Source organism: Bacillus sp. WC2503, from assembly GCF_052682895.1.
The window spans coordinates 2,849,482-2,867,228 of sequence record NZ_JBQYMD010000001.1; the positions used below are offsets into that span (position 1 = coordinate 2,849,482).

Annotated in this window: 19 protein-coding genes and 1 pseudogene; 5 read left to right on the forward strand and 15 right to left on the reverse strand. The window is 34.9% G+C overall.

Going from position 1 to position 17,747, the window contains the following annotated elements; genetic code table 11:
- Nucleotides 1-76: 76 nt before the first annotated feature.
- Nucleotides 77-520 (reverse strand): NUDIX hydrolase, encoded by a 444-nt coding sequence (locus tag ACUN26_RS14505; protein WP_000432590.1) that lies wholly within the window; start codon nt 518-520, stop codon nt 77-79.
- Between the two features lie 104 nt (nt 521-624).
- Between ACUN26_RS14505 and ACUN26_RS14510 the strand changes: the two genes are divergently transcribed.
- Entirely contained in the window at nt 625-1,206 is a 582-nt protein-coding gene (locus ACUN26_RS14510; RefSeq protein ID WP_001247755.1) for a DUF6434 domain-containing protein, read from the forward strand.
- An 8-nt stretch (nt 1,207-1,214) separates the two neighbouring features.
- On the opposite strand, the gene ACUN26_RS14515 is transcribed toward ACUN26_RS14510, so the two are convergent.
- The 7 genes from ACUN26_RS14515 to ACUN26_RS14545 form a co-directional block, all read right to left on the reverse strand.
- Nucleotides 1,215-2,306 carry an acetyl-CoA C-acyltransferase gene (locus ACUN26_RS14515; protein ID WP_001077971.1) on the reverse strand — a complete coding sequence of 364 codons (1,092 nt, stop codon included), beginning with the start codon at nt 2,304-2,306 and terminating at the stop codon, nt 1,215-1,217.
- A complete protein-coding gene (locus ACUN26_RS14520) occupies nt 2,299-3,762 on the reverse strand; it encodes an acyl-CoA synthetase (RefSeq protein WP_000511382.1) in 1,464 nt (487 codons plus the stop codon). The genes ACUN26_RS14515 and ACUN26_RS14520 overlap by 8 nt, the downstream gene beginning before the upstream one ends.
- A 65-nt stretch (nt 3,763-3,827) precedes the next feature.
- Nucleotides 3,828-4,403 (reverse strand): biotin transporter BioY, encoded by a 576-nt coding sequence (locus ACUN26_RS14525; protein ID WP_001093347.1) that lies wholly within the window; start codon nt 4,401-4,403, stop codon nt 3,828-3,830.
- Nucleotides 4,404-4,526: 123 nt separating this feature from the next.
- Complete coding sequence (locus ACUN26_RS14530) at nt 4,527-6,140, reverse strand: long-chain fatty acid--CoA ligase (protein ID WP_000980193.1); 1,614 nt, start codon at nt 6,138-6,140, stop codon at nt 4,527-4,529.
- 143 nt (nt 6,141-6,283) lie between these two features.
- Nucleotides 6,284-7,072 carry a helix-turn-helix domain-containing protein gene (locus tag ACUN26_RS14535; protein ID WP_000505607.1) on the reverse strand — a complete coding sequence of 263 codons (789 nt, stop codon included), beginning with the start codon at nt 7,070-7,072 and terminating at the stop codon, nt 6,284-6,286.
- A gap of 266 nt (nt 7,073-7,338) precedes the next feature.
- A complete protein-coding gene (locus ACUN26_RS14540) occupies nt 7,339-7,899 on the reverse strand; it encodes a GNAT family N-acetyltransferase (protein WP_002093465.1) in 561 nt (186 codons plus the stop codon).
- Nucleotides 7,896-8,099, reverse strand: a complete 204-nt coding sequence (locus ACUN26_RS14545) for a hypothetical protein (RefSeq protein ID WP_000810202.1) — start codon at nt 8,097-8,099, stop codon at nt 7,896-7,898. The genes ACUN26_RS14540 and ACUN26_RS14545 overlap by 4 nt, the downstream gene beginning before the upstream one ends.
- Before the next feature lie 153 nt (nt 8,100-8,252).
- On the opposite strand from ACUN26_RS14545, the pseudogene ACUN26_RS14550 reads away from it, so the two are divergent.
- A pseudogene (locus tag ACUN26_RS14550) lies at nt 8,253-9,066 on the forward strand (GNAT family N-acetyltransferase).
- Between the two features lie 171 nt (nt 9,067-9,237).
- Nucleotides 9,238-9,450: a CsbD family protein gene (locus ACUN26_RS14555; RefSeq protein WP_000160404.1), complete on the forward strand. Its 213-nt coding sequence runs from the start codon at nt 9,238-9,240 to the stop codon at nt 9,448-9,450.
- 24 nt (nt 9,451-9,474) lie between these two features.
- Here the strand turns inward: ACUN26_RS14555 and ACUN26_RS14560 are convergent, their stop codons facing one another.
- From ACUN26_RS14560 to ACUN26_RS14570, 3 genes are read right to left on the reverse strand one after another with little or no spacing between them, the layout of a single operon-like run.
- Nucleotides 9,475-9,726, reverse strand: coding sequence for a DUF2164 domain-containing protein (locus tag ACUN26_RS14560; RefSeq protein WP_002039315.1), 252 nt, complete (start codon nt 9,724-9,726; stop codon nt 9,475-9,477).
- Nucleotides 9,727-9,743: 17 nt separating this feature from the next.
- Nucleotides 9,744-10,196, reverse strand: a complete 453-nt coding sequence (locus ACUN26_RS14565; RefSeq protein WP_000402959.1) for a peptidoglycan recognition protein family protein — start codon at nt 10,194-10,196, stop codon at nt 9,744-9,746.
- 15 nt (nt 10,197-10,211) lie between these two features.
- A complete protein-coding gene (locus ACUN26_RS14570) occupies nt 10,212-11,015 on the reverse strand; it encodes a protein phosphatase 2C domain-containing protein (protein WP_001223366.1) in 804 nt (267 codons plus the stop codon).
- A 144-nt stretch (nt 11,016-11,159) separates the two neighbouring features.
- Between ACUN26_RS14570 and ACUN26_RS14575 the strand changes: the two genes are divergently transcribed.
- Complete coding sequence (locus tag ACUN26_RS14575) at nt 11,160-11,969, forward strand: YitT family protein (protein WP_000617799.1); 810 nt, start codon at nt 11,160-11,162, stop codon at nt 11,967-11,969.
- A gap of 19 nt (nt 11,970-11,988) precedes the next feature.
- Here ACUN26_RS14575 and ACUN26_RS14580 read toward each other — a convergent pair whose 3' ends face one another.
- Entirely contained in the window at nt 11,989-12,360 is a 372-nt protein-coding gene (locus ACUN26_RS14580; RefSeq protein WP_000844356.1) for a VOC family protein, read from the reverse strand.
- Between the two features lie 235 nt (nt 12,361-12,595).
- Between ACUN26_RS14580 and ACUN26_RS14585 the strand changes: the two genes are divergently transcribed.
- On the forward strand, nt 12,596-14,128 hold the full coding sequence (locus ACUN26_RS14585) for a BA3702 family sensor histidine kinase (RefSeq protein WP_000087665.1): 1,533 nt from the start codon (nt 12,596-12,598) through the stop codon (nt 14,126-14,128).
- A 53-nt stretch (nt 14,129-14,181) separates the two neighbouring features.
- Here ACUN26_RS14585 and ACUN26_RS14590 read toward each other — a convergent pair whose 3' ends face one another.
- The 3 genes from ACUN26_RS14590 to ACUN26_RS14600 form a co-directional block, all read right to left on the reverse strand.
- Nucleotides 14,182-14,793: an alpha/beta hydrolase gene (locus tag ACUN26_RS14590; RefSeq protein WP_000975464.1), complete on the reverse strand. Its 612-nt coding sequence runs from the start codon at nt 14,791-14,793 to the stop codon at nt 14,182-14,184.
- A gap of 24 nt (nt 14,794-14,817) precedes the next feature.
- Complete coding sequence (locus tag ACUN26_RS14595; protein ID WP_000412734.1) at nt 14,818-15,756, reverse strand: ring-cleaving dioxygenase; 939 nt, start codon at nt 15,754-15,756, stop codon at nt 14,818-14,820.
- Between the two features lie 377 nt (nt 15,757-16,133).
- A complete protein-coding gene (locus tag ACUN26_RS14600) occupies nt 16,134-17,708 on the reverse strand; it encodes an FMN-binding glutamate synthase family protein (RefSeq protein ID WP_000005174.1) in 1,575 nt (524 codons plus the stop codon).
- Nucleotides 17,709-17,747 lie beyond the last annotated feature (39 nt).

Sequence of the window (17,747 nt, forward strand, 5' to 3'; positions counted from 1 at the left end):
ATAACTTACCATATATCGACGATTCGACAAGAAATATCGATTTACCGAAAAAAGCAATATTCAAAGTAGTTTATATTTACAAGCCAATATTTTGTTTTAAACCTTGGTAACTTCCTGCATTCAGAAATTTTTCAGATGCAAGTTTAGTAAATTTCTCAGAAAAACCATAACTACTTAATTCTTCTATTCGCACCATTTGTACATCCTGAATTGGATTATGATCAAACTCGTTAGAAGGTAAAGTGATTTCACCTTCCATCCTTTCAAGCAGAAATGTAATATGTAATAAAGACGGGAGAGCATCTGGTTTATCACAAACATACAATAAATTCTTAACCTTAACATCTAATCCCGTTTCTTCTTTCATTTCTCGAATCATCGCTTCTTCTAACGTTTCACCATTCTCTACCCTTCCCCCAGGTAAAGACCAATCTCGATTAGCAACTTTTTGCTTTACTAGCAATACCTTTTCGCTTTCAATTAAAATTCCAGTAACACGAACTTGCATTACATTTTCCATATGTAATCTCCTCTTCCTATTACATTTACAAATTAATCCTTCCACAAAAAGAACGTACGTTTTATAATTAAAGAAAATTATGGAAGAAAGAAGTTGTTACATTCATGCGTCCACCTTTAACAAAGTCTATATCTCTTAAAGATTTCCAAAACTATTATTGGTTGAAAGCTGAACTACAAATATTTTGTCGTGAGTATGATTTACCAGCTAGTGGCTCTAAGATCGAAATAAGCGGTCGTATCTCACATTATTTAACTACAGGTAAAGTATTAAAAAACAGTTCTCATCAAAAGGTGAGTAAAGCTTCCCTATCCAATAAAGATCTTTCCCTGCAAACGATTATCACTGAAAATCATCGATGTAGCGAAGATGTACGTGCTTTTTTTAAAGAAAAAATTGGAGAAAACTTCCGCTTTACAGTAGCTCTTCAAAAGTTTTTTAAAGAAAATATCGGAAGAACATATGAAGACGCTATAACGTTTTGGTATGAGGAAAACGAACGTAAAAAAGACCCTGCGTATAAAACAACTATTGGTACACAGTTTGAATACAATCGTTTTATTCGCGATTTTTTTGAAGATCCAAATAACAAAGGAAAATCAAAAGCTGACGTTATCGTTGCTTGGAACGAAATAAAAGTAAAACCTGGTAGCAATGCTTATATTCCTCAAAAAGTAGAAAACTAGTTATCTTGCTAGTCTTCTACTTTCTCAAATAATAGAGCAAGTCCTATTCCGCCCCCAATTCCTAATGTCGCCATTCCATATTTCATAGAATCTCTTTTTGTCTGATAAAACAAACGTGTCACAAGCATAGCGCCAGATGCACCGTACGGATGCCCGAGCGCAATTGCACCACCATTCACATTGAGCTTCTCATATGGAATTTGTAATTCCTTTGCACAAGCAACAATTTTCGAAGCGAACGCTTCATTCATCTCAATACAATCAATATCTTCTATTGCTAAATTCATTTCTCTAAGTAGTTTTTGCACGGCAAATATCGGACCAGTTCCCGGGAGGTTTGGATCCACTCCAACTACAGCACTGCGAACGAAACGAAGAACTGGCTTATATCCTAATTTTCGAGCTTGCCCCTCTTCCATTACAAGTACAGCACACGCCCCATCATTTACACCACACGAATTCCCTGCCGTCACCGTTCCATTTTGTAAAAATGCAGGTTTTGTTCTCTTAATCATTCTTTCATACTGCATTTCTCGCTTTATTACTTCATCTAGTAATCCATTAAGTGACAATACTTCATCTTGTATATATCCATTTTCTAATGCTTGTAGCGTCCGCTTATAACTTAAGCAAGCGTACTCATCTTGCATTTCTCTCGTTATGTTATAACGCTCTGCAACAAATTCAGCCGCTACTCCCATATCAGGATCACCTATTGTTTCAGGTGAAAATCGCGCTCTATTTTGAAAAGGTGACGTACTTGTACTCTCTACTCCCCCGGCGATATAGCACTTACCTGCCCCACCTTGAATGAGATGACACGCGGTACGAATCGCTTCTAAACCAGCACCACATTGCCGATCAATCGTTACACCAGGAATATGATAACTAAGTCCTGCTTCTAAAACAGATAATCTTGCAATATTACCCCCTGGTCCAACAACATTCCCTAATATAACATCGTCTATTTCCCTCTCAATTCCTTTACCTAGAAATGAAAGAAGTGGTGCTACTAATTGCTGAACTTCATAGTCTTTCAATATCCCATTCTTCTTACCAATGGGCGTTCTTTTCGCCTCTACAATAACTGCTCTATTCATGTATCTTCTCCTGATTTCTAACTATACTTTCGGCTGCAATGCGGGCTACTTTCCCGCTATTTGTATAAGGTATTTCATCTACAAAATACCATTCTTTCGGTATTTTAAAAGAGGATAATCTCTGTAAGCAAAAGCTCTTTAATTGTTGCTTCGTAGCACTTCCTTTTACGATAGCGACAGGCTTTTCACCCCAATAACTATCTTTTACACCAACAACAACAATTTCTTCAACAGCTTGATGCGTATATAACACACTTTCTATCTCTTCTGGATAAATATTAATTCCACCAAATAGAATCATATTTTTCTCTCTACCAACTATATATATAAACCCTTCCTCATCTTGATAGCCTACATCATGTACTGTCATCCAGCCCTCTTCAGTTAGCTCTGGAACTAAAACACCATCTAATATGTATCCCATAAAAAACTGATCACTTTTCACATAAACTGTTCCTATCTCACCTAGCTGTACTTCTTCTCCTGCTTCATTACATATTCGAACTTGCACATTATGACAGGGTTTCCCTACTGAATTTGGCTTTTTTTCACTCTCATCATCGACTAATGCTGTTACAAAACTTAGTTCCGATGCACCGTAAAATTCGTATTTTTTTGCATAAGGAAATATACTCTTTATTTTTTCTTTCGCTTCAGCTTCCCATTTTGCTCCTGACGAAATAATTTTCATCTTATTTTCTATTATTCTATTTTCTTTATATAAAGACTCCAGCATTGTTGGTACTGTATACATGACCGAAATATTTTCAGTCTCTAACTTATCCAACACTTGATCTGGAATAAACTTTCTCATAACGTGCACCGTTTGTCCTTCATATAATGCACTTATTGCGCCGTATAAGAAAAGAGAGTGAACGAGCGTTCCAGCTATTAAAATAGAATCCTCCTTTCTCATATGAAAGTCATATACATTACAATCAAAACTATGAACCCACGATTGTTGTGCACGCAAAAATGCTTTTGCCTTTCCAGTCGATCCTGATGTAAACCCCATATAAAAAGGGGCATTTTGTACATTTTCTCCGAGATAATCTCTAGGAAGGTAGTTCTCTATTATTTGTTTCCATTCATCAATTGCAAATACTCTTCTTTCTTCATCTAAAATATCATTTAACTTATACCCTTCCGTCACAACCATATCCGAATTACTAATTGCTAGTCTTTCTTTTAGCTCATCCTTTTTCCATTTCACATCTAATGGTACACAAACCCACCCAGCCATAGCAGCACCCGCAAATAGTTGTAAAAACTCCATACGATTTTCTAATACAATTGCTATTGTTTTATTCTTCGATTCTGTTACGCGCAACCAGTTTGCTACTTTACAAACTGATTCAAACCACTCTTTATATGTTAAAGCTCTATCATTTTCCTTTATCGCTATTTTATTCGGTTGTAAAGAGGCATGCTTTTTATATTCTTTTATAATCCCCATTTGAGATGTCCTTTCTTTACAAAATAACAAAAAGAAACACGTAATGAACGTGTTTCTTCTCTTTATCATCCCGCATTTGTATATTTTCCATTCTTTAAAGCGGGCGTAATAATGTGTTTCAATGAACGATGTAATTTTGTCACGAGAATTGCTGCAATAATTGCTTTTATGCAATCCCCTGGTAAAAACACAGCACTCACTTTCATTGTCTCCCATACAGAAACATCCATTAAGAAAGCTTGTACAGTAATGCCAAATACGTAAACTACGAAAATACCACCAATTATATTAATACATAATACTTTTATAATAGAAACTTCACGTAAACGCTCAATTAAATATCCAATTACAAACGCTCCAACGATATAACCAAGTAAATATCCTGCACTTGGTCCAACAAATACACCTGGACCCCCACGTCCACCCGCAAGTAATGGTGCTCCAACTCCAACTATAAGTAAGAAAACGAGCTGACTTAATGCCCCAAGACGTGATCCTAACAGGCCACCTGCAAGCATAACACCAAGTGATTGTAATGTAATCGGAACTGGTGTGATAGAAAGAGCAATTGGAGGTATTAACCCTAACACTCCCATAATAGAACTAAATAAAGCGACGAAAACTAAATTTTTTGTATTCATATTTGCTTCTCCTATTTGTAAACTTAAAATCGTTTTTAGATAACATATTATAGGAGTTATATTATCTTCCTATTTTTCTTTTGTCAACCATAAATTAATATAAGTTTACAAATGACAATTCTGTTATTTCTCTTTATGCAAATGCTCAAGTTCTTTTCGAAGTGCCTGTTTTAAAAACTTTCCAACAGATGTTTTCGGTATTTCTTCCATAAATACAATATCATCTGGTAACCACCACTTCGCAAACTGCGGTTTTAAAAACTCATATATTTCTTCTTTTGTAACCGTACTATTTTTCTTTTGAACAACGCAGGCAACTGGGCGTTCTTGCCACTGCGGATGAGGAATTGCAACGACAGCCGCTTCAAATATAGCATCATGTGCCATTAAAGCATTTTCAAGATCGACTGAAGAAATCCACTCGCCCCCGCTTTTAATAACATCCTTCGTACGATCAACAATTTTCACGCAGCCTTCCTCATCAACTGTAACGACATCGCCAGTATATAACCAACCGTCACGGAATCCTTCGACAGTACGATCATCGTTATAATAGCTTTCAGCGATCCAAGGTGCTCGTAAACATAATTCTCCCATCTCCGTACCATCCCACTTCACTTCACCATTTGTACCGACTACTTTCATCTCTACACCAGGTACAAGATATCCTTGTTTGGAGCGGATTTCTAATTGCTCTTCATATGATAATTCTGTTTCATAACTTTTTAAACGTGCAAGCGTTACGAGTGGACTCGTTTCAGTCATACCATATGCATGTACGAAAGGAACATTATATTTTTGCTCAAATGCTTTAATAACGCTTTTCGGTGCAGCTGCACCACCGCATAATATTCTCGTTATACTAGATAAATCGTAACTATTATTTTCTAACTCTTGTAATACACCGAGCCAAATTGTCGGCACACCTGCTGCTATCGTTACTTTTTCAGCTTGAATCATTTCTAATAAAATTTTTGGCGTAAACATCGGTCCTGGGAGAACTTGTTTTGTTCCAAACCAAGTAGCAGCGAAAGGAAGCCCCCAAGCGTTCACATGGAACATCGGTACAATTGCCATCGCCGCATCACTTTCCGATAAAGCAGCTGTATCCGCTAAACCAAGTGCCATACAATGCAATACAGTACTACGATGCGTATATACAACACCTTTTGGGTTTCCTGTAGTCGCTGACGTATAACACATACCAGCAGGTGTATTTTCATCAATATCTTTTACAAATTGGAAATTTGGATCGCCTTCTTCTAATAACTTTTCATAATGATATACAGGTTCTAGCGTAGTATTTGGAAGTTCATCTTTATCAGTCATAATAATGTAGGCTTGTACAGTTGATAATTGTGATTGAATATTTTCAACGAGTGGTACGAGATCTTCATCTATAAGTAGAATGCGATCTTCTGCGTGCTGAATAATGTATGAAATATGTTGAGGAGATAAACGAATATTAATTGTGTGTAAAACGGAAGCAATACCTGGAATAGCAAAATACGCCTCCACATGTCGATGATGATTCCACGCTAACGTTCCTATACGCTCGCCTTCTTTTATTCCTAATTTTTTTAGCGCACTTGAAAGTCTTCTCGTCCTTTCCCCTAACTGCTTATACGTTAACGTTGTAACTGTATCATGTGTCCGTGAAACAATTTCTTTCTTCGAAAACAGTTTCTCTGCTCTTTCCATCATAGAACTAATTGTTAGCGGTACATTCATCATCATATTGTTTACAGCCTCCCTTTAAAGCGTTTTCATTTTCGTATATTATAACAGACTTCTACAAATAATTACGATATTTTTCTGTATGTTCTGAATTATTTCTTTGGAAATAATTCAGAACAATAAAAAACATGTTTTTCTCTTGCTTATAAACTATCTACCTTTTTTCTTACTTTCTTTTTGAGTTTAAAGATAAAACGATTACTATATTCTTTATTTTCTACTAAAATTCGATACGTCTCTAACACGCCTAACACACGAACAAAAAGATAAACTCCAATAGCAATAAGTACAACACAATAAGGGTAATACTGCACGAGCTCTCCTGACGTGATTCGTTTTTTCTCAAATAAAAATGGTATTGCTCCTGCTGCGATAAAACAAAATCCAACGATCACTACTGCTGCATACTTCTTCTTAATAGTCGCATATCTTTTTGTCAATTCTTTTAGAAAGTTTTGATCAAACAGTAATTCTTCCTTTTTTAATACATTGTATCGACTCTCTTCTAGTGTTACAGGTACCATCATTGCTCCAATTCCAAGGACCGCAATGATAATGACAAGAAATGTAGACAGTGTTGCATTTTCTTTAAATAATAAATACGGTATTGTAGATAAAATAAGCAAGCTAAATCCTAATGCGATATATTTAGAAATTTTTTGTCCATACACTACATACCCTTCCGCCATTTCCTTACTTACATAATAACCATTTTCCTTTTCATTACTTTGCTCGGCAGTTTCTTTTAATAAGTAATCAAGAGAGACTTCAAATACATTTCCAATCATTATTAACTTTTCAGTTTCAGGAAAACCTTGACCGTTTTCCCATTTACTAACTGCTTGCCTTGTCGTGTTTAGTTTCTCAGCTAACGCTTCTTGAGAAAGGCCCTTTTCCTTTCTTAATTTAAAAAGCTTTTCACCAAATCCCATATGTGTGTCCCCCTTTATTTTCTTAACTAAATTGTATGTAAACATTGTCTTTATCTCTATCTTCCTGCGGTTGCACTTTGTCAACTTACGGTTGCGATCATGTTATATAGAGGTTTTCTATACGATTTAGCTAGTTTTCTTCTATAATTGTGATATTAAGAAACACAATACCTTTCAATAACCAATTATAACAATTAAAGGTAATTATTGTTATAAAAAATAAAAACCCCCTTATTAAATTAAAGGAGTTTTCAATATAAAATATTTCATTGATTCATATATCTTTCCCTAGATATACAATATCTTTTCGTATCACGATACTTACCTTTAATGAACAAATCCTTTTGAATTGTACATTCGTATTCCATATTCAAACGTTTCATTAATTTTTCAGATGCTTCATTTTCTGAATTACATCCTGCTTCAATACTATTAAGACGTAACTCATTAAAACCATAGCTAAAAAAAGCTGACGCCGCCTCAGTAGTTAATCCTCTACCCCCATATTTTCGTGATAAGGCATATGCAATTTCCGCTTTATGTTCAATTACATCATATTTTATAAATCCACAAGTCCCTATAAGTTTTTGTTCCTCTCTTAATACAATTCCAAGGGGGGCTACTTTTTCTTTTTCATATTGCCTCACAATTTCTTCTATATATTTTTGTGTGTCATGTAACGATTGATGAGCATCCCATACAGTATACGTTGACATTTCTTTATCTGAGGCATACTCATATATATGTAAAATATCACTCATATTAATTCCCCGTAATATAAGATGTTTCGTATACAACGCTGGATATGACCACCTCTCAATAATCATAACGGCTTCTGCTTAAACTTTTCATAATTCCGTACCTTCAATGAAAGGATATTCCCGCAATCTGTACAAATATAAGCATCTACTGGTGAAGATGTGAACATCGTTTCCTTTTTCCGTATTTGTGCATAACCGATAAACTCACCTTCTCCTATGTTTTGAGAGCCGCAATTAGGGCATGTCTGCACGTCTTTCTGTTTCATAAGAGCACCACCTTTAATCTGTTTCCACTTCCCTTCGACAGTTCACTTCCATTTCCCTTCCAAAAAACCTCTTATTCTCTTACATTTCAACAGGAATCTCAGAATAAAAATCGTATATGTACTATGAACTATATTAATTGACGGAGGAATCTTATGAGTATGATTATGACATTCAATGTAGCACAAGAAATTGAAAACGCAGAAATAGATATGCTCTCTTCTAGATTAGCGCTACTACAAGCAATAAGCGGAAATCCAATGCAAATACAAATGAAAAATTTCGGGAGTGCCACTGCCTTTTCATCAAAAGTAATTACTGGTCCTGCTTTTAATACAGTAAAAGGCATTACATATACAAATACAGATGCGATAGATGAAATCATCTCTTATTATGAATCACTACAAATCCCTTGCCGTTTTGAAATTACACCAGCGCAAGGTACAGCTGAACTATTTCAATACTTATCAAAAAAAGGTTTTTATCAATCTAGCTTCCATACCGCTTTATATAGTATACCGAAAGAAGATCCATCCCTTATTCCTTCTAACATTTCAGTGCGCCAACTAAAAAAAAAATGAATTTGATATTTTTGCAGACATATATGTACGCGGATTTAATATGCCTTCCTTTACAAAGGATGGTGTACGTCAAAATAACGAAATTCTTTACAATGAACCAGGCTGGTATTTTTTCATAGCAGAAGTTCAAAATATTCCTGCGGGCATTGGTGTCCTATATATAAATAAGGGAATTGCATCATTAGCTGCTTCTGCTACTTTGCCAGAATTTCAGCGTATAGGCTGTCACACTACATTAATTCAAAAAAGAATTGAGGCAGCTATTAAATCCGATTGTAATTTAATAATTGGACAAGCAAGGTTCGGTAGTAGTAGTCAAAATAATATGGAACGCGCTCATTTGAAAATCGCTTATACAAAATCAATATGGACTGCAAAAGACATGTAATTAACATTCTTTCTCTTTCCATTACAATTTTATACATTGTTTGACAATTCCTTTTCTATCCTATTAATCATTTGAATATTCAAACTAGATTTGTTACGCTATTATTAGATACATCATTCAACTTGCAATATGAAAAGAGAATTCTAATCAAACTACAAGGAGGAGAAATGTATGACAAAGCATGATCATGGTTTAAAAGAAAAAGTAGAAGGTGCCATTGATAAGGTAAAAGGTGAAGTAAAAGAAGTTGTCGGGAAAGTAACGGATAACAAAAAATTACAAGCCGAAGGAAAATGGGATAAAATAAAAGGCAATGCAAAAAGCACTGTCGGTAATGTAAAAGAAAAAGCACACGAGTATAAAGAACATAAAGAAGACAAATAAAAAAAGAGCCATTCGGCTCTTTTTTTATTTCCCTTCATTCTTCTCTAACACATACAAATCTTCTTCAATATTCGTTAATTTCTCGCTTACAAGCTTTCTTGCATCTCCAATTGCTTGATTATAGGCAAATGGACCAACTAATTTTATCATTTCTTCTATTAAACGTTCTGCTTGGAAACGTCCAATTTCATCTAAATCTTCTTCCATGAAGAATTGCTGAATTTGTGCTACAAGCTCTTCTTTTTTATCATTTGGTATTTTTATATTCATCATCATTTGTTACTCCTCTATATTTAAGATACTATTTTTCTTAACTCTACCATAGAAAAACGATTTCCAGGACAACTTTTTGTTACTCCTACTAGCTCCCTATGACCTAGTATATTTTCCTTCTTTATAGCAAACTGTTTCATAAACATTTTACATAAAGAATATAATGCATTCATTTGTGCAGTAGTTGGATCATACTTATCAAAATTACCCGTCATACATATTCCAATTGTATCTCGATTATTGTCTTTCGCATGTGCTCCAATATGTAACCCTCTTCCTTCAATTACCGTTCCGTCCTCTTCAATAAAATAATTGTAACCAATCCCGCTCCACCCTCTTACAGTTTGGTGAAATTCATGTGTTTTATACACATCCCATCCATCTTCTGACGTATGGTGAATAATAAGTTTATTTACTTTCCCTAAAGGAACTAACTCATCTTGAAATATTAAATTTACACATTTAATTTCCATATGAACTTCCTCCTCTTAAAAATCGATCATAATAATTGTCTTATCATCTGGCCTTATTCTCTTTTTCCCTTCTAACTCTTCAATGATTGCTACGTATTCGTTTATACTATTCTTTCTTATATATGCAACAGTTTGTTCGAGTGACCAATCTGGATGAAATAACCCATCTGAACAAATAAAAATCCCACTCACTTCATCTATATGTAATTCACCGTGTTGTAAATAATGGATGGCTTCTTTCATTCCGTTTGCAACGGAATACCCGCCCTCCATATTTGCAAGATAACGATTGTATTTTAACTGTTCTCGAACATCTTGAAAAACATGTTCTTCTGGCACAAATAAACCTTTTTTACGATCTTCTTCTCTCTTCTTTTTAGCTCGTTTACTAATTCCTTTAACTGTGTCTTTCGTTACTACTTGCATCGTTCCATTTTGAAGAATTGCAACGATCATACAGTCCCCTAACTGCGCATATTCAATTTTCTCACCATTTATTTGAACTGCTGCAATACATGTACACCACAAATGCTCTTTTTTTCTCGTATCAACCTTATATTCTAGCATCTTGTTCTGCAATAACTCATTTGCTCTTGCAACTGCGACTTGTAAACTAAGATTTTCCCGTAATGAAGTAAAATGTCTTGCAAATAAATGTGAAGCGATGTATGCTCCATTATGTTCCTTTTCGTCACGAAACGGAACGAGCGGTGTTGCACCATCACATACACCATAAATATTTTTGTCTTCATTACAAAAATAAGAATCCTCACACTCTTGCTTCAACGGGCTTTTTTGTTGATAAGTCGTTATCCTCATTTCTGTATCCCCTTTCAAATTACAAAACAATCAAATTGTTTCGATTAATCTAATTTTCCGAAATAAACTGTTTTTACCCAAAACTTTCAATATCATATATAATCTTGAAATAATATGAATTTTTTAGTGAAGGACGGGAAAAAGATGATCAGATTTCTCGGTGTTATTATTGGTTCTTTTATTATTGCGATTGCCTTTAATCTTTTCCTTATCCCCCACAAAATTTTAAGTAGTGGAATTGGCGGAATTGCTATTATTTTAGGGATTGTAACTCCTGTAAACACAGGTATTATTAACTTCGTATTAAACTTACCTATCCTTATTTTAGGATACATAGGTCTTGGAAAAAAAGTAATTTTTAACACAGTTATCTCTGTAATTGTATTATCTGTTGCATTATACTACGTTCCAGTAAAAATCGTAGCAACAGATCCACTTTTATCATCTATCTTCGGAGGTGTTATTGCCGGAGCTGGTATTGGTCTTGTTTTTAATTGTAATGGATCCACTGGTGGATTTGATATTATCGGTATGTTGTTATCTCGTAAGCGTGACATTAAACTTGGTGGATTCCTTATTGTTTTAAATGCAGTCGTTGTAGTAATTGCAGGATTCTTCTTCACTTGGGATGTTGCACTTACAAGTTTACTTTCAATTTATGTAACTGGTAAAGTAATTGATGCTGTTCATACGAAACATCGTAAAGTTACACTTATGATTGTAACAAATGAAGCGGAAAAAATGAAAAAACAGCTTCTTTCAACTGTTGTACGTGGTATTACATTACTTGATGGAGAAGGTGCTTATTCAAGTGAGAAAAAACGTGTACTTATGACAGTCGTTTCTCGTGAAGAATTAGCAAGTATGAAACTAACAATTTCTGAAATTGATCCGCATGCGTTCGTTAATATTACAGAAACTGTAGAAGTATTAGGGCTTTTCAGAAGAGGTTAAAGACTAGGTGGGAAGCCACCTAGTCTTTATTTTGCATAAATTCAATTCGATTTCCAAATGGATCAGACACATAAAATCTAATCACATCTGGCCGGGCATGATCATCAATCACTTCAATCCCTTGTTCTATAAGCATTTGCTTAAATTCATTAATTTGAGTCACATAAAAAGCTGGATGTGCCTTTTTAGCTGGTGTAAAATTCTGTTCCACACCAATATGGATTTCTTGATTCCCACACTTAAACCAACATCCACCTCGTTTTTTTAACTCTTCTGGCTTTGGAATTTCTTCCATACCAATTTTTTTACCATAGAATGCACGTGCCTCTTCTTCACACCCTACAGGTGCAGCTACTTGTACATGATCGATTCCTTGAATATAACTTTTCATTTTCTCTCCCCCTCTTCTATTCTAATATTATAAAGAAAACACACCCCTGTAACTTACAAAAACTTTATAAAACAATATAAGCTTCCCTTATTACCACCTTATATTCCTTTTGCAAAAAATAAAGAAAACAAATTTTTTTCTGTAACTTCCATTTTTTATAGAAATACACATTACATCTATATTATAGTTATTATTAGACAAATCTTTTAGATGCTAGTTGTACGGAGGAAATATTATGAGTCGTAAAAAATATTCATCAACTCTAAGAAAACGTCATCCGAACATTTCTGGACGTTTGCGAAACCATATACAAGATCGTTCTTTAGCAGAAATGTACGCATCTCTGTTCGAACATAATCCTGATAGTATTATTTCATTGAATTTAGAGGGAACTATTCTACATATCAATCCTTCTGCAGAAAGAATACTAGGCTACACTTCTTTAGAATTAGAACGGAAAAACATTATCTCTATTTTAGAAGCTCATATTTCTGAGCAAGTATTACAGTATATAAAGAATACCGAAGCAGACAATCAGCAAGAGTATATCCTATCTATTTATCATAAAGAGGGCTATTTATTAGACGTCGTAACAAAACTAGTTCCTATTTTTGTCCAACATCGTCTAACAGGTGTCTATGCGATTATGAAACCTCTTGAAAAATCAGAAAGAATCGAAAAAATGTTACAAGAAAGCGAGAAAAGATTACGTACATTAATGAATGCAATGCCTGCGTTTGTTATATTTAAAGATCATGAAGGTCGCTGGCTTGAAGCAAATGACTATGCACTTTCCTGCTTTAATTTCCATCATGTACCTTATCACGGGAAAAAGGACAGTGAACTCATTCAATATAATGCAGCGTACCGAGAAGCTTTTTTACACTGTGAAGAAGTAGATGAACTAGCATGGCAACAAAGACAAATTCTTCACGGGGAGGAATTTATTATACACAGAGATGATTTCGACCTCATCTTAAGTATATCAAAAGTCCCTCTTTATCATCCTGACGGTTCCCGTAAAGGCCTTATCGTGATGGGAAGGGACGTTACCGAGCTAAAAGAGACTGAAAAATTATTACGGAAATCAGAAAAGCTCGCCGTAGTTGGACAACTGACAGCTGGAATTGCCCATGAAATTCGAAATCCACTCACTTCTCTAAAAGGTTTTTTAACATTGCTACTGCCTGAAATAAATGAGGAGAATAAATGGTATGTAGATGTGATGCTAAGTGAAATATCACAAATGGAATCCATTACGAGTCAATTTATGGCGATGTCTAAACCTCAAGTTTTATCCGTTCAAACTTACAACATACAAACTTTAATTGAAGAGGTAGTCACATTTCTTTTACCGACTGCCATCATGCATAGCGTCCATATTATTATGGATCATTTTAACCATAAACATGACATTCAATGCGACGGTAATCAATTAAAACAAGTTTTTATTAACATATTAAAAAACGCAATAGAAGCGATGCCAAATGGCGGTAATATTTTCATTCAAATCAAATCGTTAGACAATAATTTCATCGTAATTCGTATAATTGACGAAGGCTGTGGCATTCCAGAAGATCGTATATCACGTTTAGGTGAACCGTTTTATAGTTTAAAAGAAAAAGGTACCGGCCTAGGACTCATGATGTGTTACAAAATAATTGAAGAGCACCATGGTAAATTACACATTTCAAGTGAACTAAACAAAGGTACCATCGTTGATATTCAATTACCACTTTCTTCATCCCATCTTGCAATCCAGTCTTAAATAAAAAAGAAGCATCTGCTAACGATTAGCAAATGCTTCTTTTTTATTTCCTTCTATAATACTGTATTGTCATACCATTCTTTTGCTTTTTCTACTTCACCCATTGTTAATTGATGCCCTCTATTTTCCCAATGCATTGTTACATTAGCGTTTGCATTTTCTAATAACGTCTTCAATTCTTCTGACTCAGAAGGCGCACAAATTGGATCATTTGTCCCAGCTGCGATAAATACCGCTGTTTCTGCTAAATTAGGCAATTGGATTCCTCTTCTAGGCACCATTGGATGATGAAGAACAGCAGCTTTTAACGCATCTTCATAATGGAATAATAAGCTCGCTGCAATGTTCGCTCCATTTGAATAACCGATAGCTATAATGTTATTTCTATCAAATTCATATGTTTTTGCCGCTTCGTTTAAAAATTCATTTAACTCCTTCGTACGGAAAATTAAATCTTCTTCATCAAAAATACCTTCTGCTAATCTACGGAAGAAACGTGGCATCCCATTCTCTAATACATTTCCACGAACACTTAATACCGAAGCTCCCGGATCAATTATTTCTGCAAGTGGTAATAAATCTAGTTCATTACCGCCCGTACCATGAAGTAATAACAACACTGGTTTTGAAGTATCTTTTCCTTTTTGAAAAACATGTTTCATCATAATCCTTTTCCCCTTTCAATTACTTTAATCTAAATTTCTCACTTCAAATGGTAAAAGTGTTTGTTCAATCTGTTTTCTATTTGGTTCATATCGCTCCGGTAACTTTAATTCCTCACCCATCGTCTCTAACGATTCGTCATGAGCAAAACCAGGAGGATCTGTTGCAATTTCAAATAAAATTTCACCGTGTTCTCTAAAATAAATTGCATTAAAATAATTTCGATCTTGTACAGGAGTTACACCGTACCCAAAGCGAGATACATGTTCTCTCCAATCTAGTTGATCAGCATCGTCGCTCGCTCTCCAAGCAATATGATGAACTGTACCAACGCCCATCTGACCGCGTCCAATTGTTGATAATTTTAAATCAATAATATTTCCAATATCAGCAGAAGAACGGAATCGGACAAATTCACCCTCTTCTCCAATTTTCTCAAGACCCATAACGTGTTCTAACAATTCAGCTGTTTTTTGAGGTTGTGCAGATAAAAGAACAGCACCGCCAAATCCTTTAATTGCTACTTCTGGCGTAACTTCTCCAAAAGTCCAATTATTTAATTCGCCTTCTTCTCTTTCAACTAATTCTATATGCAAACCATGTGGATCATCAAATTCTAAATATTGCTCCCCAAATCGAGTCATCTTTGTATATGAAACATCAAACTTTTCTAGTCTACTTTCCCAAAACTCCATTGCACCTTTTGGTACGACATATGAAGTAATGCCTACTTGACCGTCTCCAATAATTCCTTGGCGAGCACCTGCCCATGGGAAAAACGTAATAATTGTTCCAGGTTTTCCTCCTTCATTACCAAAATAAAGATGGTACGTACCTGGATCATCAAAATTCACTGTTTGTTTCACTAAACGTAATCCTAATACACCAGCATAAAAGTCTACATTTTCTTGTGGATGCCCTACAATTGCTGTAATATGATGAATCCCCATTGTTTTCTTTTCCATTTCTGCCACTCCTTTTTTATTTCATTATAAAAATTTGTTTTACATTCAAATTCATTATTCATTTTGTCCATACTGCAAAGTAAAATCCGCTATTATAATTTTATCTCGAATCCGAGATAAACACTTTAAAATTACACATTAACATTCGATCCACTGGAATTATCTCGAATTCGAGATAATTCACAAAAATATATTTGTTCGATTTATAATCATAATAAGTCTTTATTTAGAATACGATTTATCTCGAACTCAAGATTTATTATAAGTTACTTATTTTTCATTGTCAATCAGTTCCTTATTTAAATTATTGTTCTCTTGATTAACTTTATTATCGAATAAAAAAGTCATACAAATGTATGACTTTTAACACATATATTTTATCTCCTATTTACTATAGGGAACAATTCTGACAGCGGTACAATTCCTCCTCTTTCATCCTTAAATATAATATGCTCCCTCGTTAAATGGCGCGGGCTTTTCACCCCCGCTGCTGCCGCTAATGAAAACAGACTATATCTCATACTAATAATGTAATTCATCACTCGCCATTTCTTCTCATACGGATCTAACGCTTTTTGGTAGTGCGGATTCGTCGTTGCAACCCCAGATGGACACTGTCCGGAATTACATTGAAGCGCCATAATACAGCCGCTCGCCATCATAAATCCGCGGGCTGAATTTACAGCATCCGCTCCAATTGCTAAAGCAATTGCCACCTTATCCGGTGTTATTAACTTCCCAGAAGCAAACACTTTGAATTTATCACGGACACTATAATGATTCGCTGTATCAATAAATGTAAGTAATGCTGGAATAAGCGGCAGTCCCATACTATCTGCCATCGATTTATACGTTGCCCCTGATCCGCCTTCTGAACCGTCTATTGTAATAAAATCTGGATAAATGTTTAATTCTTTCATTGTTTTTATTAAATCTTCCAAAGGCTCCTGCTGACCAATTACAATTTTCATCCCGACTGGTTTACCACCACTTTCTTGCAACTGCTGAATAAAAGAAAGTGTATCCACTGCATTATTTAAAAATGAAAATCGATTCGGCGAATTAATTGTCTCTCCTTCTCGTACATTCCTAACAAAGGCAATTTTCTCATTTACTTTTTGTCCCTCTAGATGACCACCACGTATTTTCGCACCTTGCCCAAATTTTAATTCGAATGCCTTGATATTATTTTCTTTCGCTTTCTCCATAAATTTCTCCATTGAAAAATTGCCATTCTCATCACGGTATCCAAATAATCCAGGGCCAATTTGTGCAACGATATTCGCACCTGTATGTAAATGTTCTGGAATTACGCCACCTTCTCCAGTATTAATCCACGATCCGCCTGCCATTTTCGCACCAAAACCACTCGCTAAAATATAATTCTCTCCAATCGCACCGTAAGATGTCGCTGATGCTCCAAACATTCCATGTAATTCCCATTGGTATTTGCGATTTTCACCGACTATAATTGCATCGTCATCTTCATATAACCAAAGATTTGTTGTATCCGCTGTCAATTTCTCTCTTCTTGAAAATAACCCTTCTTTATGAATCACATATTTTTTCCCCTCACGTTCTTGCCTAAGATTCACACTTAATTCATCTGTTAAAATTGGAAACAATGTATTCGCAATATAATAGCCCGATGCACCAAAATCTCGTTTCGATCCAAAACCAAGTATTTCAGAACGATATTTCGCTAAAAACATAACACTTTGAAAATCGTAACGTGAAAAAGGTTTTCCATCCGTATCATGATCAAACCAATATTGCCGAAATTCCGGCCCTATTTTTTCAAGTAAATAGCGCATTCTCCCTAAGTATGGATGAAGTTTTAATATAGAGTGATGCGTTCTTTTTTTTATAAAAAATGTAATAATAAAAAATACGATTAAAAGCAACATCAAAAAAAGCAATATACTAATAATAACGAGTAGCGTTTCACTCATCCCGCTTCCCCCTATGAAATTCCATAATAAAAGGAGAAC